The 26069-nt window shown below is 38.5% G+C and carries 20 protein-coding genes and 1 tRNA gene; 10 read left to right on the top strand and 11 right to left on the bottom strand.

Annotation, left to right across the window (positions count from 1 at the left end):
- Window positions 1-140: 140 nt before the first annotated feature.
- The 8 genes from EI546_RS13120 to dnaE all read right to left on the bottom strand — a co-directional run bounded on the left by EI546_RS13120 (window position 141) and on the right by dnaE (window position 10482).
- Window positions 141-1595: a class I SAM-dependent DNA methyltransferase gene (locus EI546_RS13120; protein ID WP_128250967.1), complete on the bottom strand. Its 1455-nt coding sequence runs from the start codon at window positions 1593-1595 to the stop codon at window positions 141-143.
- Window positions 1596-2187: 592 nt separating this feature from the next.
- A tRNA-Asp gene (locus tag EI546_RS13115) sits at window positions 2188-2261 on the bottom strand.
- A 423-nt stretch (window positions 2262-2684) separates the two neighbouring features.
- On the bottom strand, window positions 2685-3614 hold the full coding sequence (locus tag EI546_RS13110) for a DUF58 domain-containing protein (RefSeq protein WP_128250966.1): 930 nt from the start codon (window positions 3612-3614) through the stop codon (window positions 2685-2687).
- A gap of 163 nt (window positions 3615-3777) precedes the next feature.
- Entirely contained in the window at window positions 3778-4248 is a 471-nt protein-coding gene (locus EI546_RS13105) for a copper resistance protein NlpE (protein WP_128250965.1), read from the bottom strand.
- A 10-nt stretch (window positions 4249-4258) separates the two neighbouring features.
- The gene (locus EI546_RS13100; RefSeq protein ID WP_164905236.1) at window positions 4259-4711 is read right to left on the bottom strand and encodes a copper resistance protein NlpE; all 453 of its coding nucleotides are present in this window, start codon (window positions 4709-4711) and stop codon (window positions 4259-4261) included.
- A 150-nt stretch (window positions 4712-4861) separates the two neighbouring features.
- Window positions 4862-5407, bottom strand: coding sequence for a ClpP family protease (locus EI546_RS13095; RefSeq protein ID WP_128250963.1), 546 nt, complete (start codon window positions 5405-5407; stop codon window positions 4862-4864).
- Between the two features lie 168 nt (window positions 5408-5575).
- Window positions 5576-5893: a thioredoxin gene (trxA, locus tag EI546_RS13090; RefSeq protein WP_128250962.1), complete on the bottom strand. Its 318-nt coding sequence runs from the start codon at window positions 5891-5893 to the stop codon at window positions 5576-5578.
- 179 nt (window positions 5894-6072) lie between these two features.
- Window positions 6073-10482, bottom strand: a complete 4410-nt coding sequence (gene dnaE / locus EI546_RS13085; protein ID WP_128250961.1) for a DNA polymerase III subunit alpha — start codon at window positions 10480-10482, stop codon at window positions 6073-6075.
- 392 nt (window positions 10483-10874) lie between these two features.
- On the opposite strand from dnaE, the gene miaB reads away from it, so the two are divergent.
- The 7 genes from miaB to groL all read left to right on the top strand — a co-directional run bounded on the left by miaB (window position 10875) and on the right by groL (window position 18002).
- A complete protein-coding gene (miaB, locus tag EI546_RS13080) occupies window positions 10875-12323 on the top strand; it encodes a tRNA (N6-isopentenyl adenosine(37)-C2)-methylthiotransferase MiaB (protein WP_128250960.1) in 1449 nt (482 codons plus the stop codon).
- 71 nt (window positions 12324-12394) lie between these two features.
- Window positions 12395-13696, top strand: coding sequence for a sigma-54 interaction domain-containing protein (locus EI546_RS13075; protein WP_128250959.1), 1302 nt, complete (start codon window positions 12395-12397; stop codon window positions 13694-13696).
- Window positions 13697-13790: 94 nt separating this feature from the next.
- Window positions 13791-14303, top strand: coding sequence for an LptE family protein (locus tag EI546_RS13070; protein ID WP_128250958.1), 513 nt, complete (start codon window positions 13791-13793; stop codon window positions 14301-14303).
- Window positions 14304-14345: 42 nt separating this feature from the next.
- Window positions 14346-15329 carry a hypothetical protein gene (locus tag EI546_RS13065; RefSeq protein ID WP_128250957.1) on the top strand — a complete coding sequence of 328 codons (984 nt, stop codon included), beginning with the start codon at window positions 14346-14348 and terminating at the stop codon, window positions 15327-15329.
- Entirely contained in the window at window positions 15326-15658 is a 333-nt protein-coding gene (gene secG / locus EI546_RS13060) for a preprotein translocase subunit SecG (RefSeq protein ID WP_128250956.1), read from the top strand. Before EI546_RS13065 ends, secG begins: the two co-directional genes overlap by 4 nt.
- Window positions 15659-15952: 294 nt before the next feature.
- Window positions 15953-16228, top strand: a complete 276-nt coding sequence (locus tag EI546_RS13055) for a co-chaperone GroES (protein ID WP_128251622.1) — start codon at window positions 15953-15955, stop codon at window positions 16226-16228.
- Between the two features lie 136 nt (window positions 16229-16364).
- Entirely contained in the window at window positions 16365-18002 is a 1638-nt protein-coding gene (groL, locus tag EI546_RS13050) for a chaperonin GroEL (RefSeq protein WP_128250955.1), read from the top strand.
- Window positions 18003-18063: 61 nt separating this feature from the next.
- Here groL and EI546_RS13045 read toward each other — a convergent pair whose 3' ends face one another.
- Both EI546_RS13045 and EI546_RS13040 read right to left on the bottom strand, forming a co-directional pair.
- The gene (locus EI546_RS13045) at window positions 18064-18669 is read right to left on the bottom strand and encodes a transglutaminase-like domain-containing protein (protein ID WP_128250954.1); all 606 of its coding nucleotides are present in this window, start codon (window positions 18667-18669) and stop codon (window positions 18064-18066) included.
- A gap of 460 nt (window positions 18670-19129) precedes the next feature.
- Complete coding sequence (locus tag EI546_RS13040; protein ID WP_128250953.1) at window positions 19130-20359, bottom strand: M20/M25/M40 family metallo-hydrolase; 1230 nt, start codon at window positions 20357-20359, stop codon at window positions 19130-19132.
- 112 nt (window positions 20360-20471) lie between these two features.
- Between EI546_RS13040 and EI546_RS13035 the strand changes: the two genes are divergently transcribed.
- The 3 genes from EI546_RS13035 to EI546_RS13025 all read left to right on the top strand — a co-directional run bounded on the left by EI546_RS13035 (window position 20472) and on the right by EI546_RS13025 (window position 24491).
- Window positions 20472-21599: a TolB family protein gene (locus EI546_RS13035; RefSeq protein WP_128250952.1), complete on the top strand. Its 1128-nt coding sequence runs from the start codon at window positions 20472-20474 to the stop codon at window positions 21597-21599.
- Between the two features lie 15 nt (window positions 21600-21614).
- On the top strand, window positions 21615-23030 hold the full coding sequence (locus EI546_RS13030) for a glycosyltransferase 87 family protein (protein WP_128250951.1): 1416 nt from the start codon (window positions 21615-21617) through the stop codon (window positions 23028-23030).
- Window positions 23031-23126: 96 nt separating this feature from the next.
- A complete protein-coding gene (locus EI546_RS13025) occupies window positions 23127-24491 on the top strand; it encodes an acyl-CoA dehydrogenase family protein (protein ID WP_128250950.1) in 1365 nt (454 codons plus the stop codon).
- A 42-nt stretch (window positions 24492-24533) separates the two neighbouring features.
- Here the strand turns inward: EI546_RS13025 and hflX are convergent, their stop codons facing one another.
- Complete coding sequence (hflX, locus tag EI546_RS13020; RefSeq protein ID WP_128250949.1) at window positions 24534-25748, bottom strand: GTPase HflX; 1215 nt, start codon at window positions 25746-25748, stop codon at window positions 24534-24536.
- Between the last annotated feature and the right edge of the window lie 321 nt (window positions 25749-26069).

The following is a 26069-nucleotide window of genomic DNA, read 5'->3' as shown; positions in this document are numbered from 1 at the left end:
CAACTCTTTTTTAGATTTTAAAACGATTATGGAATCGGTTTCCATTTCTGAAAAGGCATATGGTTAATTACTTGAATGTTCTAGGCTTTTGAACCGTTCACAATTTGCGACCGGTTGGGTTGCTATTTCGTTTTCATCTCTCATATCAACTCTTTAATCGCTTCCAATATAGAACTCGTTTCCAAATCCAACGCTTCCATTTCAGCCAAAATATCTTCAGGACTACGCAAGGGTGCTTCTTCTGGCGTGTTTGGGTTTTTTACGCCTAAATCAAAAGTGGTTTCGTCAATATCGGCAATCTTAATATTCCAGGATTGTTCTGTTTCGCCCTTCGACGAGCTCAGGGTGACGAATTGTTCTAAATCTTTATCATTTAACGGGTTGGTCTTACCCATATTCCTTCCCGGATTTAATTGGTAATACCAAATGTTTTTAGTGGGTTCGCCTTTTTCAAAAAACAGCACTACTGTCTTTACGCCTGCACCCAAGAAGGTTCCGCCTGGCATATCCAATATGGTGTGAAGTTTACAGGTTTCAAGCAATAATTTCCGTAAGGCTATAGAAGCATTATCGGTATTGCTTAAAAATGTGTTCTTAATTACTATAGCTGCACGTCCACCTGTCTTTAAACTTTTTAAGAAATGTTGTAAAAAAAGAAATGCGGTTTCTCCTGTCTTGATATCAAAGTTCTGCTGTACTTCTTTCCGTTCTTTTCCTCCAAATGGTGGATTGGCCAATATTACGTGATAACGGTTTTTCTCCTGTATGTCGCGTATATTTTCTCCTAATGTATTGGTGTGGATGATATTTGGGGCTTCAATGCCGTGGAGTATCATATTCATTATCCCAATTACATAGGCTAGGTTCTTTTTCTCCTTTCCGTAAAAAGTATCTTCCTGTAATGTTTTAAGGTTGGAAGTAGTTTTTTCCATCCGGTCGTACATATAGTCGTAGGCTTCACATAAGAAACCACAGGAACCTGCTGCGCCGTCGTAAATCTTTTCACCTATTTGAGGTTTAATCACGTCAATCATTGCCCTAATAAGTGGCCTTGGAGTGTAATACTGTCCGCCGTTACGTCCAGCATTTCCCATATTCTTGATCTTGGTTTCGTAGAGATGGCTTAACTCGTGTTTATCCTTAGAACTACGGAAGGGTAATTCATCTACATATCCTAGAATCTCACGGAGAATATATCCACTTTGGATTTTGTTTTTAAGCTCTGAGAAGATTTCACCTATTTTATATTCTATGGTCTGTGGGTTATCTGTTCTTTGTCTAAACCCAGCCATATATGGATATAGCTTACTATCCACAAACTGAATTAAATCCGGTCCTGTTAACGCTACGTGGTGGTCTAGCTCTCCATGGGTATCTTTAGGCATTGCCCAATTGTTCCATCGGAACTCTTCATCTAGAATAAAGCTGTATTCTTTTCCTTGTAACGCAGCTTCATCTGCCTTGTCTTTTTCTAAGTCATCCAGATAGCGTAGAAACATTATCCACGAGGTTTGTCCTATATAATCTAGTTCACTATCTGCTCCTGCATCTTTAAACAGGAGGTCATCTATATTTTTGAATGTTTGCTCGAACATTTATATTTTCTTATTTATTAATTATTGGGCTAGGTGTGTTCATTCTTTATTCGAATTCAGCTTGTCATATTAGCTTAAAAAAATTTGCAACACGCTGAAAACCTACAAAATGACACATAAATCATCCTGATGCGTTTAAACTTCAGTTTTAAATCTGGGGAGTAGGTGAAATTTTAGAGTTAAAATTAACATTATTTTTTGTTTTCCACCTACTCTTCCAGACTTACTGACTATATTCTTCTATTAATCGTTATAGCTCCAAGCAAACCCTTCCGCGGATTCCATAAATAATGCATTACTTTTCATTTTTTGAAGTTTATGAAAAGTGGGTACCTCGAGAATTTTATTGGGTACCCCCGTGGGTACGTAAAATATGTACTAAACTCATTAGTGTCGTGTTAAAACAAAAAAAGCCTCTCCACTTCGGCTCCGCATTTCGACTGGCTCAATGACCACTCAGTGCGGGCTTCAGGAAAAGCTTCTCATCGGCAATCCCTTAAGGGATTTAACCACATCCCGAAGTTAATTCGGGACAACACAACTTCATTATTCTTTCTAGGACGAAAGAGATTCCCACCTTCGTGGGAATATGCGGTCTGGACGAGACTCGAACTCGCGACCCCCTGCGTGACAGGCAGGTATTCTAACCAACTGAACTACCAGACCAAGTTTTTCAATTTACCTTTCGGAAAACCTCAACAACAGTTGAGCAAAGTGAAAAATTGTTACCATACATTTTGAGACTACTCTCTTGCCGTATTAAGCGGTGGCAAATATACTACTCCATTTGATTCCCGCAAACAATTTTATTGAAAAAAATTAAATTAATCGTATTCTTAACTTGAATCGGAATTTCATTTACATACCAGTCTAATTATCAATCCAATTTAAAAAATTCTACTTCGTTGAGTTGGTTCAAGATATTATATTTAATTTATGAGTTATGAGTTATTCGGTCGAGCACGCCTTGAATAAGGTTGACCTTTTTACATTTTCAGAAAACTGCCCAGGTCAACTGTATACTGCTGCTTTTTTCCCGAACACTGAACACTTAAAAAAACTGACTACCCACTACCGACTACCCACTACCTACCCAAACTTCTGGCGCTCTACCAAATAGGTGGTCAAGATTTTATTGAAACTCTCGTTTATATCGGTTTTCACATACTTTATTCTGTACTGGGCACAGCGAAGTTCGAGTTCGCGAAAATATTCTTTGACAGCTTCTTCATACTGTTGTTTAATATTTTTAGCATATAGATTGATGTGTTCACCGGTTTCAACATCTACAAAACGCTTGGGACGGTTGGAAAAGTCAAAATTTACTTCGTGTTTTTTGTCGTAGGTGTGAAAAAGAATCACTTCGTGCTTATTGTATTTTAAATGCTGAAGCGCTTCGAAAAGCTTTTCTGCCTCCACATCACTTTGAAGCATATCAGTAAAAAGAAACACCAAAGAACGCCGTTTCAGTTTTTCAGCGATTAGATGGAGATAGGTGTAGGTTTCCGTTGTAGATCTTTCTTTGGAGGAAAGCAAAGCTTCGTTCAATTTTTGAAGAAGCATTTGATGATGCCTCTCGCTTCCTTTTTCAGAAGCATAAAATTCATATTCCTCACTATAAATACTCAGTCCCACCGCATCGCGCTGCCGCTTCATCAAATTCATAATGGCCGCAGACGCAAGAACCGAGAAACCAATTTTATTTAGGGAGTTTATATTAAACCGTTTCAATTTTGGATAGTGCATCGAACTGCTATTATCCACAATTAAGTGACAACGCAGATTGGTTTCCTCCTCGTAACGTTTTGTATATAATTTATCGGTTTTTGCAAAAAGCTTCCAGTCTATATGCTTGGTGCTTTCTCCGCTATTGTAGATTTTATGCTCTGCGAATTCGGCTGAGAAACCGTGGAAAGGACTTTTATGCAGTCCAGATATAAAACCCTCTACTACCTGTTTTGCGAGCAGCTCGAGGTTCTTAAAACCTGTAATCTCATTAATCTCTTTCTCTATATCCATATTTTCACCTTAATCATTTCGATAGGCCCAATATAAACAAAATCAAAGGTGGGTTTCGATATTTCGTTTTGTCCTGAGCATTCCAGAAGCACAATAATAATCTATGAAGAGATTTTCTTTAAAATTCCTGCTGTAGAAAAATAAAACTCGGATTGAACAGTATTTATGAATTAGTTTTTGTGAGGATAAACATATCTGCCAATTGATTGTCAATTACATTGCCGGATCCATCCAATAGCCAGACTTTATTTTCACCCACCTTGAGTAACATCGGTTCCCCATCGGTTTTAAGTGAAATACGTGATCCGGTGGCGTCCCATGTAAAATCACCGTGCTGTTTAAATTCTTCAACCTTCGGTTTTCCCAAATATGTCATGGAAAGGGTGTAGGTATTATCTGATTTTAATTCTAGGATTGTTTTTATTCCCTCGCAGTCCGCACAGGGAGTTGTGCCCTCATAAATTCCTGCCCAATCGAGAGCGTTTTCAGAATTATGCATATCCGGTTTGGCAACTGTTGTATCAACGTCTAATACAACTCCTTCCGGAGTCACTTTTTCCTTTTCATTTACTTCATTTTTGCAGCCTAATAATAGACCCAATGAAACTGTAAACAAGAGCAGAACTTTTTTCATATGAACTTGTTTATTTTTTCTTCAGTACATAAAAGTTGCTCAATTCTCCCTTTGCGACATTTCCAGACATATCCAAAAGAGTCAAATCATTTTGTCCGACCTCAAATTTAATTCTATATTTTCCAGCTTCCAAAACCACATCAGACCCGTTGTCTTCCCAAGTAAAATTACCGCTTTCCTTAAACCGGATATCGTCTCCCGTTTTTCCGATACGGGTTTGCGACATATTGAAGGTCTTGTCTGTTTTTAATTCGACCGTGGTTTTGATACCATCGCAGTCTGCACAAGGTGAGGTTGCCTCATAAACTCCTGCCCAATCCAGGGTTTCTTTTTTGTTGGCGCGGTCTGCTTTCGGACTTACAGTTTCAATGGGGCCATCAAAGACCATTTCGTGCTTCTCACCACTTTTACATCCGAATAAAACGAATGTAGCGAACCCTAATATCAATGCTGAATTTTTCATCTTAGTATCGTTTTTAAGAAGAGGAATGCCCATATCAATCATCTTCGGTTGGTTAATTATTTTTTTTTGAGATAAATGGGTCTTTTATGTATGCAATTTAATTAAGAATCCCCAACAATTCAAATAATGGCGGGAAGTTCTTAAAATTCTCTATTTAACAATTTTATCTACTATTCCATATTCAACTGATTCTTTGGCTCCCATCCAGTGATCGCGATTAAAGTCCTTCATTATTTTATCAAAAGACTGCCCACAGTTGTCTGCAAGGATCTTTGCACTTATTTCCTTAGTTTTCAGAATTTCCTGTGCTGTAATTTCAATATCGCTGGCAACTCCTCTTGCACCTCCACTCGGTTGGTGGATCATAACTCGAGCATGCGGCTGAATAAAGCGTTTTCCTTTATCGCCGGCAGAGAGAAGTATACTGCCCATAGAGGCCGCTAATCCAGTACAAATAGTAGAAACAGGACTTTTTATCTCTCGCATGGTGTCATAAATTGAAAATCCTGCTGTAACGTACCCTCCTGGACTGTTTATATAAAATTTAATTTCTTCGTGGCTTTGTGCGTCCATATACAACAAACGCTCTACAATATGGCGGGCACTTTTATCGTCAACCATTCCCCATAGGAATACCTTACGTTCTTCCAATAATTTACTGTCAATTTTATCTTGTGCTTTTTCTGGTTTACTCATTTAAAATCTTTCTGTTAAGTTACAAAATATCTCAATTTCGCTAGAAGTGTAGAAACCTTGATCTGGTTTATAAGGAGACTATACATTCCTGTTAGGAAACTGCATAAAAATAACAAAAGGCTCAGCAATAAGCCAAGCCTTTCATTGTTTTATTTTTGGGATATGTTTTTACAAAAGGGTATCGATAGCCTCTGCATATACATTTTTCGGGGCAACACCTACTTGGCGACCCACAACCTCACCATTTTGGAATACTAAAACCGTAGGGATATTTCGTACACCATATTTAGCTGCAAATTCTTGGTTCGCATCTACATCAACCTTTCCTACAACGGCTTTACCTTCATATTCTTTGCTGATTTCCTCAATGATTGGACCTACCATTCTACATGGACCGCACCAAGCTGCCCAAAAATCAACCAATACCGGTTTATCACTTTTCAAAACCGTTTCTTCAAAGTTCGCGTCTGTTATTTCTAATGCCATAATCTTGATTTTAATTAATTCCCAAAAGTAATCAATTTTTAGAGTAATAATCACAGTCCTAACATACGTTTAGGAAATGGAACTATTGATTATTTCTATTCTTTATTATTTATATTATTTTTCTTTTCCAAATTCATCTCTCAAACTTTTTCAGGAAACAGGTGGAAATATAGAAAACATTAATTGAGCTTATATTTAACCTGTTGGTTATGCAGCTCTATCAATAATTCTTTAGAAATGTTCACGCTATTTTTCCGGCTGGGCATAGAAAGCTTTATCTTTTCCGTCTCCTCATAGACAACGAAGGTTAGTGGTTTATTGCCTTTATGAGTGTTAAATAATTCCTTTAATTGCTCGATTCTTCCTTCTTTTATTTCGCGTAAAGGAATCTGTAGCGTCAATTTTTTAGAATAATTCTCCATAACATCGTGAAGCAGTTGAAAGCTATTGTACTGCATTCTAGGTTCTCCCTTTTTGCCGGTATCGCGATTGGTCCACCCTTCCCTCACGAAAACCTTTCCAAAAATAAAGGAGTTGGGCACTAGGAAATGTCGCCATTTTAAATATTCTTCTCCAAAGATTTTAAACTCAAAGCTATCTTCATAATCCTCCACTATAAAAATAGCCCAACCCTTACCATTTTTAGATTCCCGGTGCTGCACATCACTTACCACGCCACCAAAACTCATTTCTCTATTTAGTAATAAGTCCAAACGGTTAAAATCGGATACTTTACAGTTCGCAAAACTCTTTATTTCGATCTTAAAGTCATCCAATGGATGTCCTGAAATATATACTCCCACAACCTCTCTTTCCTGTCTTAATTTTTTCATAGTGCCCCATTCTTCGCAAGGCGGCACTTCCGGTTCCGGAATTTGCACTTCGCTGGCATCCCCAAAAAGACTGGTTTGGGCGGAGTTCTGTGTCTCCTGAAATTTATTAGCATACCGCAAAACTTTTTCAATAAAGATTACGCCATCCCCATCATCGTGAAGATATTGGGCTCGATGCGCATTAAAACTGTCGAAACCTCCAGCCAAAGCAAGATTTTCAAAAGCCTTTTTATTGGCGGCTCGCAGATCGATACGCTTGGCTAAATCGAAGATAGATTTATATTTTCCGTCTTTTCTATGCTCTATAATCGTGGCTACCGCACTGCTCCCAACACCTTTAACGGCTCCCATACCAAAGCGGATCGCGCCCTGGTCGTTAACGGTAAATTTATGGAAGGATTCGTTGACATCTGGACCTAAAACGGTAAGTCCCATTCGCCTGCATTCATCCATAAAAAATGTGACCTGCTTAATGTCGTTCATATTATTGCTCAAAACAGCGGCCATATATTCGGCTGGATAATGTGCTTTTAAATATGCGGTTTGATAAGCAATCCAAGCATAACAGGTAGAGTGGGATTTGTTAAAGGCATAACTAGCAAAGGCCTCCCAATCCTTCCAGATTTTTTCGAGTTTTTCAGCATCGTAACCTTTTTCGGAAGCCTGGGCAATAAATCGAGGCTTCATCTTGTCTAGAACGGATTTTTGCTTCTTACCCATTGCCTTCCGCAAAACATCCGCTTCACCTTTGGTAAAGCCAGCCAATTTTTGCGAAAGCAACATCACTTGTTCTTGATAAACAGTAATTCCATAGGTTTCCTGTAAGTATTCTTCCATGGCGGGAAGATCATATTCAATCTCCTCCTCACCATGTTTTCTTCTTACGAAACTTGGGATATATTCCATCGGTCCGGGACGATAAAGTGCGTTCATCGCAATTAAATCTGCAAAAACGGAAGGCTTTAGTTCCTTCATATACTTCTGCATCCCTGGAGATTCATACTGGAAAATACCAATGGTTTCTCCGCGTTGGAAAAGCTCGTAAGTCTTAACATCGTCCAACGGAAAATAATCCGGTTCCAGATCGATATTATGTTTGTGTTTTACGAGTTGGACAGTGTCTTTAATTAAAGTCAAGGTTTTAAGGCCGAGGAAATCCATTTTTAGCAGGCCTGCACTTTCCACTACGGAGTTATCGAATTGCGTAACGTACAAATCGGAATCCTTAGCGAGGGCAACGGGTACAAAATCGGTTATATCGCTGGGAGTAATAATTACCCCACAGGCGTGGATTCCTGTATTTCTAACGGAACCTTCTAGAATTTTCGCCTGGTTAATAGTTTGCGCTTCCAGATCAGATCCTTCAGATAAATTTAAAAGCTCCATCACTTTTGGCAATTCATCCGAACGGAAACGGCTTCTCAATTCCGAATCACTTAAACCGAAGATTTTATTCAGCTTTGTCATATTGGGGATGAGCTTGGCAATTCTATCCGATTCATTTAGTGGCAGATCGAGAACTCGGGCGGTATCCCGAATAGAGGATTTGGCTGCCATAGTTCCGTAGGTTATAATCTGCGCAACCTGGTTACTTCCGTATTTATGAATTACATAATCCATTACCTTACTTCTACCCTCATCATCAAAGTCAATATCTATATCGGGCATACTTACCCTATCCGGATTCAGGAAACGCTCAAACAGCAAATCGTATTTAATGGGGCAGATATTGGTGATTCCCAAACAATAGGCCACTGCACTACCGGCAGCGGAGCCTCTTCCCGGCCCTACTGCAACCCCCATTCGCCTGGCTTCGGCAATAAAGTCCTGAACGATCAAAAAGTAACCTGGATAACCCGTATTTGCAATTACTTCCAACTCAAAATCGAGACGTTGTTTGATTGAGTTGACACGATCGGAACTTTCAACGGCAATTTTAGAATTTGTCAAATCCTCGAAGGAAACTTCAAGCAATTCTGGGTATCGTTTTTTAGCTCCCTCATAGGTTAAATAACGCAGATAAGCATTCTCTCCACGCTTACCTCCATCGGCATCCTCTGCGTGAAGAAATTTTTCGGGAATAGTGAAATTGGGGAGCAGAACATCTCGATGCAAAACGAAAGGTTCAATTTTTGAGATAACCTCTTCAATATTTAAAATAGCCTCTGGAAGATCCTGAAATATGGCTTTCATTTCATCCTGGCTCTTGAAATAATATTCCTGGTTGGGCATTCCAAAGCGATAACCCCTACCACGACCAATAGGAGTGCCCTGCTTTTCCCCGTCCTTAACACATAGCAGGATATCGTGGGCGTTGGCATCCTCCTTCTTTATATAATAAGTATTGTTGCAAGCTACCAATTTTACGCCATTACGTTTAGCCATTTCCACCAAAACCTCGTTCACGCGATTTTCATCCTCCTGATTGTGGCGTAAAATTTCAACATAAAGATCATCGCCAAACTTCTCCTTCCACCATAGCAAAGCGTCCTCTGCCTGCTTTTCTCCCACATTCAAAATTTTGGCAGGTACTTCTCCATTAATGCCACCTGTCAATACAATAATATCTTCTTTGTATTTTTCCACAACATTTTTGTCAATGCGGGGAACGTAATAGAAACCTGTAGTATAAGCGATAGAGGCCATTTTTACCAAATTATGGTATCCATTCTTGTTTTTCGCTAACATCACGATTTGATAGCCGTTGTCCTTTTGATTTTTGTTTAAATGATCCTCACAAACAAAAAACTCGCATCCCACAATTCCTTTTAATTTCTTATCTAAATTTTCAGGAGCAAGAGATTTATTATAATCCTCAACAGCTTGCACAAAGTGGAAAGCTCCCATCATATTTCCAGTATCGGTCAAAGCCACGGCAGACATATTTTCCGCAACGGCAGCATTCACAAGATCCAAAGTGCTGGAAGTAGATTGTAATATGGAATATTGCGAATGGTTGTGAAGATGGACGAATGGCACTTCCTCCAGAGTGGCAAGATTCTCCTCAATTTCCTCCGATGAAATTCCTTCAATCTTTGAGGCGGCCAATAACTCTTCTCTAATCTTTTGGGAAGCCTTCTTTAAATTTATATGCTTGAGCCCAATGAGTTCAATTGTTTTCGGGTTAGCTTCTGAAAAATGATCAAAATAATCCGGCTGAACATCCAATTCTTCCACCGTAAAAATCTGGCGACGTAAAAGTTCCAGAAAACAACGGGTAGTGGCTTCAACATCCGCAGTTGCATTATGCGCTTCCTTAAAAGACTCTGTAAACAGAAAATCGTGAAGTTCTGTAAGCGTGGGCAATTTGAATTTTCCGCCCCTACCGCCAGAAATTTGGCAGAGCGTTGCAGTGGTTTCGGTACAGGTGTCTAGAACAGGAAGTTTTTCAAGTGAATTTTCCAACCCTAGCCTATAAACTTCCGCACCCATTATTTTTAGGTCGAAATCCAAGTTGTGGCCCACAACGAATTTCGTCTTTTTAAGCGACTCATTAAACAAGGAAAGTACTTCGGCGAACGGCCGGCCCTTTTTCTGCGCGAGTTCAGTTGAAATTCCATGGATCTTTTCGGCATCGAAAGGAATATTGAAACCTTGAGGCTTGATCAAATAGTCCTGATGTTCCACCACATTTCCCATGTCATCATGGAGCTGCCAAGCTATTTGAATACACCTTGGCCAATTATCTGTATCGCTAACGGGTGCTTTGTAATCCTTGGGAAGACCTGTGGTTTCTGTGTCGAAAATTAAATACATGTAAAGAAGCTTTAAAGGTTTATGATGTTTCGGGCTCATTTTCCAAAAATCACGGATGGTTCAAAATAACTTGAATACTAACAAATAGCAATAAAAAAGAGGATTATTTTTGTCTAGAATCAAGGAAGTAAAAATAGGAAAACTTAAGCCCCTCGGGAAGCAAAAAAGCAAGGAGTTGTTCACAATAACACTCCATATCCTTAATGATTAAATTATCCCAAAATTGTGATTGAAAATATCATTCCAAAGATTTTTCTCATGTTTATAAGGCTTAAAAACATCTAGGAATATTTTTATAAATCCTCATCTGCCACTTTGTCACCGAATCCTAAAACCGTATCTTTGCCATCCAAACCAAATTTATATTTGTTCGGTTTATTTTATTTTAAGTTATGGAAAAAGTTTTAGACGAAGCAAAACAAGGAAACACCTTGGTTCTTGAGGCCAAGGAAGCGAATTCCAAAAAATTATATATAGAGAGTTACGGTTGTTCCATGAATTTTAGTGACAGTGAAATTGTTGCTTCAATTCTAGTAGACCAAGGTTATAACACCACCAATTTACTCGAAGATGCCGATTTGGTTTTGGTAAACACCTGTTCCATTAGAGACAAGGCAGAGCAAACCATACGTAAACGATTGGAAAAATACAATGCGGTAAAACGAGAAAACAATCCCAATATGAAAGTGGGAGTCTTGGGTTGCATGGCAGAACGGCTTAAAGAGAAATTGCTAGAAGAAGAAAAGATTGTCGATCTGGTCGTTGGCCCAGATGCCTATAAGGACATTCCGAACCTTCTAAAGGAAGTGGAGGAAGGACGAGAGGCCGTAAACGTGATTTTGTCGAAAGATGAAACCTACGGTGATATTTCTCCAGTGCGTTTGGGTGGAAATGGAATTACCGCCTTTGTGAGCATAACCCGAGGTTGTGATAATATGTGTACGTTCTGTGTAGTTCCCTTCACCCGCGGCCGCGAACGTAGCCGCGATCCGCATAGCATTATCGCCGAAATAAACGATCTAGGTGAAAAAGGTTATAAGGAAATTACCCTGCTCGGTCAAAATGTAGATAGCTATTTATGGTATGGTGGAGGCCTAAAAAAGGATTTCAAGAATGCTTCTCCAATGCAACAAGCTATAGCCACAACTTTTGCGCAGCTTTTAGAAATGGCCACCTTGGCCCAGCCTAAAATGAGAATTCGTTTCTCAACCAGCAATCCTCAGGATATGACCGAGGATGTACTGCACGTAATGGCAAAATATGACAATATCTGCAACCATATCCATTTACCAGTTCAAAGTGGTAGCACCCGAATCTTGAAGGAAATGAACCGTCAACATACACGAGAGGAATATTTGGAGCTGATCGATAAGGTACGCAGCATAATTCCTGATTGTGGAATCTCCCAAGATATGATTATCGGGTTTCCTACTGAAACCGAGGAAGATCATCAAGATACCTTAAGCCTGATGGAACTTGTAAAATACGATTTTGGGTTTATGTTCAAATATTCTGAACGTCCCGGAACCTTGGCTGCGAGAAAATTGGAAGACGATGTGCCCGAAGAAATCAAGAAAAGACGACTGATGGAGATTGTCGATCTGCAACAAAAACACAGCGCCTATCACACCCATAAAACGGTAGGGAAAATTGTTGAAGTGTTGATTGAAAAGGAATCTAAGAAGAGCGACAAGGAATGGAGTGGACGAACACCCCAAAATACTGTGGCAGTTTTCCCCAAGGAAAATTATAAATTGGGAGATTTTGTTCTTGTGGAAATAACCGAATGCACCACCGCCACATTAATAGGCAAGGCTGTGGGATATTCTGAAAATCATTAGTCGGTACTGGGTAGTCGGTAGAGATTAACGATTATTTTTAAACTCATAAACTTTTAAACTTTTTATAAAAAGTGGAAAGCATACAAGCAACAAAACAACGATTTGGAATAATAGGGAACGACCCAAAGCTGAATCGTGCCGTGGAAAAAGCGATTCAGGTGGCGCCAACGGATATTTCGGTATTGGTAACGGGTGAAAGCGGGGTAGGAAAAGAAAGTATTCCAAAAATAATCCATTCGCTTTCACATAGAAAACACGGGAAATATATTGCCGTGAACTGTGGCGCAATTCCCGAAGGAACGATTGATAGCGAACTCTTCGGTCACGAAAAAGGTTCCTTTACCGGAGCCACCGCTACCCGTAGTGGCTATTTTGAAGTAGCAGATGGAGGTACAATATTTTTAGATGAGGTAGGCGAATTACCGCTTCCTACACAAGTGCGTTTATTGCGGGTTTTAGAAAGTGGCGAGTTTCTGAAAGTAGGATCTTCCGCCACACAAAAAACAGACGTCCGCATTGTTGCCGCTACCAACGTAAAAATGGTGGAGGCGATTGAAAAAGGTAGATTCCGTGAAGATCTTTACTATAGACTGAGTACGGTGGAAATTAATTTGCCGCCGTTACGGGAAAGGCGTGAGGATATCCACCTTCTTTTTAGGAAATTCGCCTCAGATTTTGCCCAGAAATATAAAATGCCAACCATTCGTTTGGAAGATCCCGCGGTAGAAATATTATTGCAATACAGATGGGCGGGAAACGTACGCCAATTGCGAAACGTAGCCGAACAAATATCTGTTTTGGAGCAAAATCGTGAGATTTCAGCGCAAACGCTAAAACACTATCTCCCCGAAATGGGCAGTAATCTTCCTGCCATTGTCAACAACAAAAAATCGGAAAGCGATTTTAGCAGCGAAAGAGAGATACTTTATAAAGTTCTTTTTGATATGAGACGGGACATGAACGATTTGAAAAAACTCACGTTGGAGCTAATGAAAACGGGGAACACCGCAAAAGTAAAAGAGGAACAATCTTCTTTGATCAATAAAATATATTCCCAAGAAAGTCAAGTAGAAGATGAGCTAGCCGCTATTATTGATGATGAAACTTCCGATCAATCCTCAGATGTTGAGGTTTTGAGTATTCCGGAACACACTTCGGAATCCTACAGCTCTGCACAGGATCATCGAAGAAAAGATAATTATGAGTATGCTGAAGAAGTTGAGGAAGAGGAAAATTTATCGTTGCAGCAAAAGGAACTGGAACTAATAAAGAAATCTTTGGAAAAATATAAAGGAAAAAGAAAAGACGCGGCGGACGAACTTGGAATTTCAGAGAGAACTTTGTATCGGAAGATAAAACTGTACGATTTATAAAATTGGTTAGCCAGGATATGGGTATCCAAAGCCTAAAAATTAATTATTGAAAACTGCCACGCAACTTTAAGACCACTCTAAACCCTTAAGATAAATGTCAAAAATAGCTCCGTTTATTCTCCTTTTAAGCTTATCGTTTTTAATTCACGGATGTGGTGCTTATTCCTTTACAGGAGCGGACATAAATTACAATACCACCAAAACGGTTCAGGTTAATTACTTTCAAAATAATGCACTTATTGTTGAACCTGGAATTGCTCGCGATTTCACCCAGATGCTGCAGGATCTGTTACTTAACCAGACAAACTTGAGCTTGGTAAATAACAATGGCGATCTGATATATGAAGGTGAAATAACACAATTTTATATTGCACCCATTACTGCAACTTCCGATAGTCGGGCCGCACAAAACCGGCTTACGATTGCCGTAAATGTTCGATTTTACAATACAAAGGATCCATTGAAGGATTTCGAACAGAGCTTTAGTTTTTATTATGACTACGATGGACAAACACAACTTACCGGTTCTAAATTGACCGCAGCAGTGGAAATTATTTTTGAACGGATAACCCAGGATATTTTTAATAAATCCCTCGCCAATTGGTAAAACGAAAACAACTATCCCTTCAGAATTGAGAAATAAACAGCCATGAAACTTGAACACTATACATATCTGCTCGCCAATCCCCAGAAAATAAATTCGGAGGATTTAAATGATTTGGATATGGTTGTTCAAAAATATCCCTATTTCCAGAGTGCTAGGGCGCTTCAGCTTAAAGGATTAAAAAACCAGGAAAGTTTTAAATATAACGAAGCGTTAAAAATGGCAGCTGCCCATACAGCAGACCGGGATATTTTATTTGAATATATTACTTCTGAAAAATTTATTCAAAATGAAATTTCACAAACCATTTTACAGCACGATTCTTCAGTAATGGAAATTAGTGTAATCTCAGAAGATATTTCAGATAAAATTCGTGAAGAGAAAGATAAGGAATGGAAAGTGGAAAGAGCCAAGGCAGATGCTATCCTGAATCCAGATTTATTCCAGCGAAAAGTAGATTCAGTAGCCAATTTGGTAACAAATAACGAATCCAATTTTGAGGAAAAGGAGGAACAATTTGAAGAAACCATATTGGCAGATAAACCTTTGGAATTTACCAAGAGCGATACGCATTCGTTTTCGGAATGGTTAAAACTTACCAAAGCTCGTCCTATAGAACGAACTTGCCATACATTGCAAAAAGAGGAACAACCTAATGCAACTTTAGAAGAGTATAACACTATATCCACACCACCTTCTATTGAAGAAAAGGAACGAAAATTTGAATTGATTGACAAGTTTATTCAAGACCGGCCCAAGATAACACCATCAGCTTTTTCGGGAGGTTCTAACGGCATTTCTCCAAAAGAAAGGGATAAGGAGATAAAAAACATCGAGGTTGAGGCCCATATCCAACCGACTGATTCTCTAATGACGGAGACTTTGGCCCGAGTTTATTTGCAACAAAAGAACTATAAAAAAGCAATTCAAGCATATAAAATATTAATTTTGAAAAATCCCGAAAAAAGTGGTTTCTTTGCAGACCAAATTCGGGCAATAGAAAAATTGATTAATCCAGAAGCACAATGAGTACGTTTACAATATTCTTAATTTTGATAATGATAGTGGCCTTTTTATTGGTCGTAGTTATAATGGTACAAAATCCTAAAGGAGGCGGTCTTTCTTCTTCTTTTGGAGGTGGTGGCGGCGCCCAAATTGGTGGCGTACAAAAAACAAGCGACTTCTTGGATAAGAGTACTTGGACCCTTGCAACCATAATGCTAGTTCTAATCATGTTTTCGAACGTTTTTATTATGGGTGGAAGAAGCCTTGAATCCAAAACGTTTGACCAAAATGCTGTTCCAGCTGTACCTACACAACAGGTACCTGCGCAACCAGCTACGGATAATCCAGAGTAAGACTTTCTTATAAAATATTCTTTAAATGCCGATTCAATTTGAGTCGGCATTTTTCATGGAAAACGGATCTGTAGGATTCGATGACTCCTTCATGGAATTTCATTTCCCATCAATTACCGAATAGGCCTTTATTCTCTCTTCCCCATAACACCAATTTCTGACAAGCTGGCATTATTAGCACCTTAAACTGTCAGTTTTGGGCCGTGGCACAGTTTCTGCCAATTAGCAATCAAAATATTTAAACTAAAGTTTAACCAGCTTGCTTTGCGCAGGCAACAAAACATTAAAATAAAAATGGCATTAAAAATTCAACCACTTGCAGACCGTGTATTGGTTCAGCCCGAAGAAGCAGAAACTAAGACCGCTTCCGGACTTTACATTCCTGATTCAGCTAAAGAAAAACCACAGCAAGGCAAAGTTGTAGCTGTAGGCAAAGGAAAAGAAGACCACAAAATGACCGTGAAAATTGGTGACACCGTACTTTACGGTAAATACTCAGGCAGCGAACTGAAATTTGATGGCAAGGACTATCTTATTATGCGCGAGGACGATATTCTTGCGATAATTTAATCTAAAAATCGAATACCGATTCCTGAAAAGGAGTTGACATTTTTTTTGGGGATTATCTAAAAAGCATAAACTTAAAAATCTATAATTATTAACCCAAAGATTCCACCTTTTGAAGGAATCTCAAAAATAAAAATTTATGGCAAAAGATATAAAATTTGATGTAGATGCCCGTGATGCAATAAAACGAGGTGTTGACGCATTGGCAAACGCAGTAAAAGTAACTTTGGGCCCAAATGGTCGTAATGTTATTATCGGTAAATCCTTTGGAGCGCCTCAAGTTACCAAGGATGGTGTAACCGTAGCAAAAGAAATTGAACTTGAAGATGCCCTGGAGAATATGGGTGCTCAGATGGTAAAAGAAGTTGCTTCCAAAGCCAACGATCTTGCTGGTGACGGAACAACTACTGCAACTGTTCTTGCTCAAGCTATTGTAAGAGAAGGCATAAAAAACGTAGCTGCAGGCGCAAATCCAATGGATTTGAAACGCGGTATTGACAAAGCTGTTTCATCAATTGTAGCAAATCTTGAAAAGCAAACTACCAAGGTTGGCAATTCTTCTGAAATGATTAAGCAAGTTGCTACCATTTCTTCTAACAATGACGAATTAATCGGGGATTTAATCGCCCAAGCTTTTGGTAAAGTAGGAAAAGAAGGAGTTATCACTGTTGAAGAATCAAAAGGAACTGAAACTTACGTTGACGTAGTGGAAGGAATGCAATTTGACCGTGGATATCTTTCTCCATATTTCGTAACAGATGCGGAAAAAATGCAAACTGAATTGGAAAATCCAATGATTTTGCTTTATGATAAAAAAATCTCTTCAATGAAGGATTTGCTTCCTGTACTTGAGCCGGTTGCCCAACAAGGAAAATCGTTGTTGATTATTGCTGAGGATGTTGATGGAGAAGCCTTGGCTACTTTGGTTGTAAACAAACTTAGAGGTTCATTAAAAATTGCAGCAGTAAAAGCTCCAGGTTTTGGTGACAGAAGAAAAGCAATGCTTGAAGATATTGCAATCCTTACAGGAGGAACAGTAATTTCAGAAGAGCGCGGTTTCACTTTAGAAAACGCAACTATCGATATGTTGGGTTCTGCTGAAACCGTAACCATCGATAAGGATAACACGACTATCGTAAACGGTGGTGGTGAAAAAGACACCATCAAATCTCGAGTTAATCAGATTAAAGCTCAGATCGAGACTACTACCAGCGACTATGACAAAGAAAAACTGCAAGAACGTTTGGCTAAATTGGCTGGCGGTGTTGCTGTTCTATACGTAGGTGCTGCTTCGGAAGTTGAAATGAAAGAGAAGAAAGATCGAGTTGATGATGCCCTTAACGCAACCCGTGCGGCCGTTGAAGAAGGAATTGTTGCCGGAGGTGGTGTTGCACTTATAAGATCTTTGGAAGTCTTGAAAAAAATAACTACTGATTCTCTAGATGAAACAACTGGAGTAAACATTGTTGCCAAAGCTATTGAAGCTCCGCTACGTATTATCGTAGAAAATGCAGGAGGTGAAGGTTCAGTAGTAATAAACAAAGTCTTGGAAGGCAAGAAAAACTTCGGTTACGATGCCAAATCAGGACAATATGTAGATATGCTAAAAGCTGGAATAATCGATCCGAAAAAAGTAACTCGTATCGCATTGGAGAATGCAGCATCCATTGCTGGAATGATTCTTACAACTGAGTGCGCTTTGGTTGATATCAAAGAAGAGCACGGCGGAGGCGGAATGCCTGGCGGAATGGGCGGTGGAATGCCTGGAATGATGTAAATCTCTGTATTTAACAAGAAGTTCAACCTAACAGGTTTCTTAAACCTGTTAGGTTTTTTATTTATAGATCTGTGGGTCTTGAATTAAAAAGTTGCTCGCAGTTTCTAGATTCTTGCATAAAATGAACTACAGTTGCCAAAGGTTTGGTCAGTACTATATTATAATCGATTTCTCCAAGCTCTGGTCTTATAGGATAGGCCAATTTCTCTTCTTCAATAGAAAATTGCGAATCGATTCCAAGTTTATTCCCTCTTGGATCCACTCGGAACCAACCTGTTTCGGGAAGATAAATGGCATTTAATCCGTGAAGTGCATAACCCGATTCAACTGTTCCCTTCTTTAAAACCTTCTGATAACAAAATCCTGCGGGAATTTCCATCCCTCGCAGCAGACTCGCCAATAGATGAGATTTGGCAAAACAGATACCTTCCTTCCTATTTAGAACGTCTTCAGCATTCACGGTAATATTATCACTTTTAGTGTCGAAATTATGTGCAATTTCATCACGGGCAGTCTCAAAGGCCATTTTTGCGCGATCGTGATCATTTGAGGCCCGAGATTTAATTTCACTGATTTTCTTCTGAATTAAGGGAGTATAAAATTGAACTACAGGAGGTATTTCCTGTAAATAATCTTCTAATTGATTTGATTCTAATTGTAATTTCATAATATCTGACTTTCAATTATTCGAGTTGTCGTCCACCCTTTTTAATTGATATAATTGACGATTATAATCTTATAGGTTCAAAATACTTTTGTTACGGAAATACATTTGAATATTCTTAGATACCATTATTCGATTTTTTATCTGGATCCTGATAAATATTCGAAATAGAAGAGATATAAAGGGTATCTTCAATCATCTCCGAAATAATCATATAAGGGCATTTACTAATCGGAAACTCCCGAAAATTAGCTTTCTTTTAATTTGAAATGAAAAGATCTCAGTTTCTAAAATCCTATAATATTCTTCGAAATGTTTCAGAATTATTGGTCTTAAACATCTTTTATAAATAGTCCAATTTGCCGTCATCTTGGATAATCTCTGAGTACTCAGCTTTTAAATTTCCCTTAATTTTGTAGATTCCACAATTACTTATTTTATCCAAATATACCGTAAAAAAAAACTAAAATGTAACTTCAACTTCCTTCAATTCTCCAGCTCTATCAATGGTTACAGTGGTAGTTTGACCTTTTTCAAATTTTGAAAGACTATTCATATAACTCATCATATCGGTAATTCCCAAATTGCCCATTTTTACAACTACATCTCCTTTTTGAAGTCCTGCTTTTTGGGCGGGTTTATCTTCACTCACTCCGTCAATTCGCATTCCCTTTCCACCGAAAAGATAATCTGGAACTACACCTAGCGTAACCTTAAAATCGGGTACGACTTCACTTTCATTTTTAGTCTTTTGAAATTGCATCTTATTTTCGGAATCCAGATCCTTAATAATTTTAAAAATATAATTGGAAACTATTTCCATTCCCTCAAAATTCACTTTTTCAATATCATCGGAAGGCTTGTGGTAATCCTCATGCTGACCTGTAAAAAAATGTAAAACAGGAATATCGGCTAGATAAAACGAAGTATGGTCGCTGGGCCCAACTCCACTTTCATTCTCGATAATATTCAGAACTCCAGCATTCTTATTTACTACTCCTTTAAATATTGGAGAAGTACCCACGCCATATACCGCTAAAGTATTTTCCTTATTGAGCCGTCCTACCATATCCATATTTATCATATAGGTTACGTTTTTGGTGTCTATGGTAGGATGTTTTACAAAATAATTAGAACCCAATAATCCCTCCTCTTCACCAGAAAAAGCTATAAATAGATAATTGTTGCTTTTGGGCGCACCGTGCTGTTGGAGTTTCTCCGCCAGATGCAACATCATTGCTACGCCACTCGCATTGTCGTCAGCTCCGTTATGAATTGCAGGCCCATCCCCAAAAAGTGAACCTTCACCTCCCATTCCCAAATGGTCGTAATGAGCACCAATAACTACTATATTTTCCGCTTGATTATCTAAGTATGCCATAACATTTTCTCCTGTTTGTGTGCTATCACTAGATTCCGAGGTAAATTCTGCTTCTTGATGGGGATTTTTGCTTGGCTTGAAAGTAAATTTCTGAAAGAAACCATTCACTCCTTTTGGCTGAAGTTTTAATCCTTCAAATCTTTTCGCGATATATTTTGCTGCTTTCTTTTCATAATCAGAGCCTGTTTTCCTACCACCAAGGCTATCATTGGCCAAAACAGAAACATCTTCTTTCATGGTTATAACAGGAATTTTTGCTTCCTTACATGAAAACATCAGTATTATCAGAAATATCATTGGAATTGAGCGCATATCAGTATTTTTACACAAAAGTACATTAATAGGAGATATTTCAATCCCGCACAGTTACCAAACCAAAATATTACCTTTTGATATAACTTTCAAAAATAAAAATCAGGCACTCATGAAATTAATATATACCCTCCTCATTGCTTTTCTTTTTGTCAGTTGTAAAAATGAAGTGAAGAAAACAGAGGAACAACCATCCGAATTAAAAGAAGAAAGGACATTTACAAAAATAGATACCTATACCAAGGACACACTCATTTTTCCCGAGGAAAAACATTTTAAAAACTTACGTCAGGTAACTTTTGGTGGTGACAATGCTGAGGCTTATTGGAGCTTTGATGACAGCAAACTGGTTTTCCAAAGCAATTATAAAGATTGGGGCGTACGTTGTGACCAAATGTTCTTAATGGACTTTGAGGATACTTTTAATGATTCCCAACCGCTGATGGTCAGTACAGGAAAAGGACGAACAACCTGCAGTTATTTTCTTCCGGACAATAAGCACATAATATATGCCAGCACGCATTTAGCGGATTCTGAATGTCCGCCCGTTCCTTCTAAAAATGATGGAAAATATGTATGGCCTATCTACGAAGGCTTCGATATTTTTGTTGCAGACTTAGATGGAAATATAGTAAAGCAACTTACTGATGAACCTGGATATGACGCCGAAGCTACCGTTTCGCCCAAAGGAGATAAAATTGTTTTTACCTCTATGCGAAGTGGAGACCTGGAACTTTATACTATGAATATTGATGGCTCTAACGTAAAACAAATTACCAATGAGCTGGGATATGATGGAGGAGCTTTCTTCTCTCCCGATGGTTCCAAACTTATTTTCCGTTCTTCACGTCCTAAAACCGAAAATGAGATAAAAGAATATAAGGATTTGCTTGCTCAAGGACTGGTGCAGCCCACGGAAATGGATTTGTACATCTGCAACTCCGATGGAAGCGACCTTCGCCAATTGACCGATTTGGGAAATGCAAGTTGGGCGCCCTTTTTCCATCCTTCCGGGAAAAAAGTTCTGTTCTCCAGCAATTTTGAATCGAAGAGAGGATATCCTTTTAATTTGTACCTAATCGATATCGACGGTAAAAATTTAGAGCGGGTAACCCACAGTGATACATTTGACGCTTTTCCAGTTTTTTCCAACAATGGTAAATATTTGGCTTTTTCTTCGAATAGAAATAATGGTGGAGGACACGATACCAACCTATTTATCGCCGAATGGCAGGATTAATACACCCTAGAGCCTGTGAGCAACGTATTTAAGTTATCCAAGATTCCTTTACTTTTCGCGATAACTTCCATCGCGTTTTATATAAGTTTTGCCTACGATTTAGAAAGAAGCGATTTCATAAAGTTAATCACGCTTTATTGCGCACTGTTTCTTATCGCTTATTTATATATCGAGAAATGGAAGCAAAGCTTTGGATTGCTAGTGGGATTTGGAATTACTTTTAGGGTCATTTTTCTTTTTGCCATACCAAATCTTTCACAAGATTTTTATCGCTTTATTTGGGATGGACATCTAATGGCGCAGGGTGTAAATCCATATTTATTTACTCCTACAATGTATTTTAATGATCTCTCGATTTCGCAGGACATTATAATTCCGAATGCAAATAATCTATATCGTGGGATGGGAGCATTAAGTGGCAGCCATTTTAGTAATTATCCACCTATAAATCAATTCCTATTCACCATTGCAGCATTAATTGGAGGCAAAAGCATATTAAGTTCGATAATGGTGCTTCGCGTTCTCATAATCTTAGCTGATGTAGGAATTCTATATTTTGGAAAGAAAATATTGAGAAGATTAAAGCTTCCGGTGAACAATATATTTTGGTACTTTCTTAACCCCTTTATAATCATTGAACTTACGGGCAATCTTCATTTTGAAGGAGTAATGCTATTCCTCTTAATCTGGTCTCTTTATTCACTCTTTAAAAGAAAATGGCTATGGGCGGCAGTGTTATTTGGGATTTCCATTTCGGTGAAGTTAATTCCTTTGCTGTTTTTACCATTGTTCTTTAGATACTTTGGCAGTAAAAATAAAATTCCACGGATCTTTGAATCCTACGAAGTCTCCATCAAAAAATTAATCGAATTTTATTTAATTGTTGGAGTTACGGTTGTTGTAACATTTCTTCCATTTCTTTCGGTGGAATTTATGCGAAATTTTACATCCACTCTCGCCCTATGGTTTCAGGATTTTGAGTTCAATGCAAGTGTGTATTACATAATTCGGTGGATTGGCTTTCAGGTGGTTGGGTGGAATATTATTGGAATTATCGGAAAAATTATTCCTATAATTGTTTTTCTTTTAATTATGGGTATCGCATTTTTCAGAAGAAATAACACTCGCGAAAAATTGTTAACCGCTATGCTTTTTGCCATCTCAATTTATTTCCTACTAGCTACCACCGTGCATCCCTGGTATATTGCAACACCTCTCTTGCTCTCTGTGTTTACAAGATATAAATTTCCCATTGTGTGGAGCTTGATGGTTATGCTGAGCTATTCGGCATATGGCAAGGATGGCGTTGATGAAAACCTTTGGTTGGTTGCCCTAGAATATTTTGTGGTAATAGGATTTGCCATTTGGGAAATATATTTTCGGCCAAAAGAATCTACACAGATTTACAAAGGACATAATCAGATTGATTAGCCTCTTAACCAGTTGGAGTTTCCAAATTAACTTTTCTTTGTGCTTTGTGAAAATAGGATATGGGTATCTTTAAAACTCATCTCTTAAAAAAATCTTATGTCCATCTTCTCAAAAATTAAAAAGTCGCTGCATTTAATGAAAGGTATCGATATAGATGCATTGGCCAAGCTTTCAGAAAAAGTGGATCTTTCCGAAATTATGAAAACTGTTGGAGAGCTCGACGATCGGCAACTGGATGGGTTGATGAAAATGCTAAAACATAAAAGTGGCAAAAAAGGGCAGCACAAGTTACCTCCCATTTCAGGAGATTTCTATGAATTAAGTTCAAAATTGACCCCCGAACAAAGGGAGTTACAACTGAAAATCCGAAATTTCATGGAAGATGAAGTTCGACCAATTGCCAATGAATATTGGAATAGGGCCGAATTTCCTTTTGAGATTATTCCGAAAATGGCGGCGTTGAATATTTGTGGTCTTACCATTGATGGCTATGGCACTCCCAATGAAAATTTTGTGATGGAAGGAATTATAGCCATGGAAATGGCTAGGGTTGACGTCTCAATCTCCACTTTTTTCGGAGTGCATAGCGGTTTGGCCATGAGCTCAATAAATATCTGCGGAAGTGAAGAGCAAAAACAGGAGTGGCTCCCCAAAATGGCTCGAATGGAAGTTATTGGAGCTTTTGGGTTAACAGAACCAGATGTGGGCTCTGCCGTAGCTGGCGGAATGGGAACTACCTGCAGGCGAGAAGGAGATGAATGGATTTTAAATGGACAGAAAAAATGGATAGGAAACGCCACCTTTTCTGATGTAACCGTAATTTGGGCCAACGATGAAGCGACAAATCGGGTGAAAGGATTTTTGGTGAGAAAAGGTAATCCTGGGTTTAAAGCTGAAAAAATTGAAAACAAAATGGCCTTGCGAACGGTTCAAAATGCGTTGATAACATTGACCGATTGCCGGATACCTGAAAGTGATAGGCTTCAAAAATGCGATTCGTTTAAAGACACTGCAAAAGTTTTGAAAGTTACCCGTGCGGCTGTGGCTTGGCAAGCAGTAGGTTGCGCGCGTGGCGCTTATGAAAGTGCGTTGAAATACACTAAAAAAAGAGAACAGTTTGGCAAACCCATAGCTTCCTTCCAGTTGATACAAAATCATTTGGTTGAAATGTTGGCAAACTTAACAGCTATGCAAACTCTTTGTTTCCGACTTTCAGAACTTCAGGATGAAAATCTCTTGACCGACGAGCACGCTTCTTTAGCAAAAGTATTCTGTAGTATGCGAACCCGTGATGTGGTTCGCAGTGCGCGCGAAGTTATGGGTGGCAATGGAATTTTATTGGAATACGATGTAGCTAGATTTGTGGCAGACGCAGAAGCAATATATAGTTATGAGGGAACAAAAGAAATCAATACCTTAATTGTTGGGCGCGCTATAACTGGATATAGTGCTTTTGTTTAAAACAAAGGTTTATTTAAAATTTTCCACTTTACCTATTTATTTCTATTCTTCTTCTCCTGTATAATCCTCATAAAGAAAATCGTTATAAGGAAATCGGGTAGTGTGGATTTCTCTCACCTTATCATATACCAATTTTCTTAATTCGTCGAAGTTTTCTCTATTTAAGGCAGATATAAAAATTGCATCTCCGTTCATTTTGGCCATCCAAGTTTTTTTCCATTCCTCAAGAGTATAATGAGCCTTGGTCTTTTCGGTCATTAGATCATCACTTTCAATTTTTTCAGGATGGTATGCATCAATCTTATTAAAGACCATCACCGTTGGTTTGTCTCCGCTTCCTATTTCCTTTAAAACAGTGTTAACCGATTCAATATGATGTTCAAAAGAAGGATGTGAGATATCTACTACGTGCAAAAGCAAATCAGCTTCACGAACCTCATCCAAAGTTCCTTTAAAGGATTCTACTAACTGGGTAGGCAATTTCCTAATAAAACCAACAGTATCTGTAAGAAGAAAGGGAAGATTTCCAATCACCACTTTACGCACCGTTGTATCCAAAGTGGCAAAAAGTTTATTTTCCGCAAAAACCTCGCTTTTGCTGAGAGCATTCATCAAGGTGGATTTCCCTACATTGGTATATCCTACTAAAGCCACTCGCACCAAAGCACCCCGATTGCCCCGTTGGACATCCATTTGGCGGTCAATTTTTTTTAATTTATCCTTTAGCAATGAAATCCTGTCCCGCACAATCCTTCTATCTGTTTCAATTTCTCGCTCTCCGGGTCCTCTCATCCCAATACCCCCACGCTGACGCTCCAAGTGAGTCCACATACCGGCCAATCTTGGCAATAGATATTCATATTGTGCCAATTCCACCTGGGTTCGCGCATAGCTGGTTTGGGCCCTTTGCGCAAAAATGTCGAGAATTAGATTGGTTCTATCAATGACTTTTATATTCAGAATACGCTCAATATTCTTTTGTTGGGCTGGAGAAAGTTCATCATCAAAAATTGCCACCCCAATATCATTGTCGTCCACAAATTGTTTAACCTCTTCCAATTTTCCCGTTCCAATAAAAGTCTTTGGATTCGGAACATCCATTTTTTGAGAAAAACGGCGTTTAACTTCCCCACCTGCGGTAAAAGCGAGAAATTCCAATTCATCTAAATATTCTTCACTAAGTTCCTCATCTTGGAATTGGGTAATCAAGCCAATTAATATTGTGTTCTCGTACGAAATATCTGTTTGATCTATCATAAGCTTATATATAAAACAAATGTACAAAACCCCTTGGAAGGCTTTTCTTTTCTTTACAGCTAATTAACTATTTTGTTTTAAGGAAAAAGAAAAATACTGCGGAAATGTTTATGCTTACTGCTGAATTGGAAATTTTAGTTATAAATTTTAAGCTAACCAGCTAAGCCCCTTAACATTTCAACCACTTTCTACTCTTCTCTCTATACTCCATCAGTGGCTTGGCATAAATAATTTATAAAAGTTCGTATTGAATTCCTAGCTTTGAATGTTAGAAATTTATTATATTCGGCTGTTAAAAATTTTAACTTAACTTACGATAAT

The organism is Aequorivita sp. H23M31 (genome assembly GCF_004022485.1).
GTDB lineage: Bacteria > Bacteroidota > Bacteroidia > Flavobacteriales > Flavobacteriaceae > Aequorivita > Aequorivita ciconiae.
Note: the sequence above shows the minus strand (reverse complement) of the source record. Positions and strands in the feature narration are given on the sequence as shown.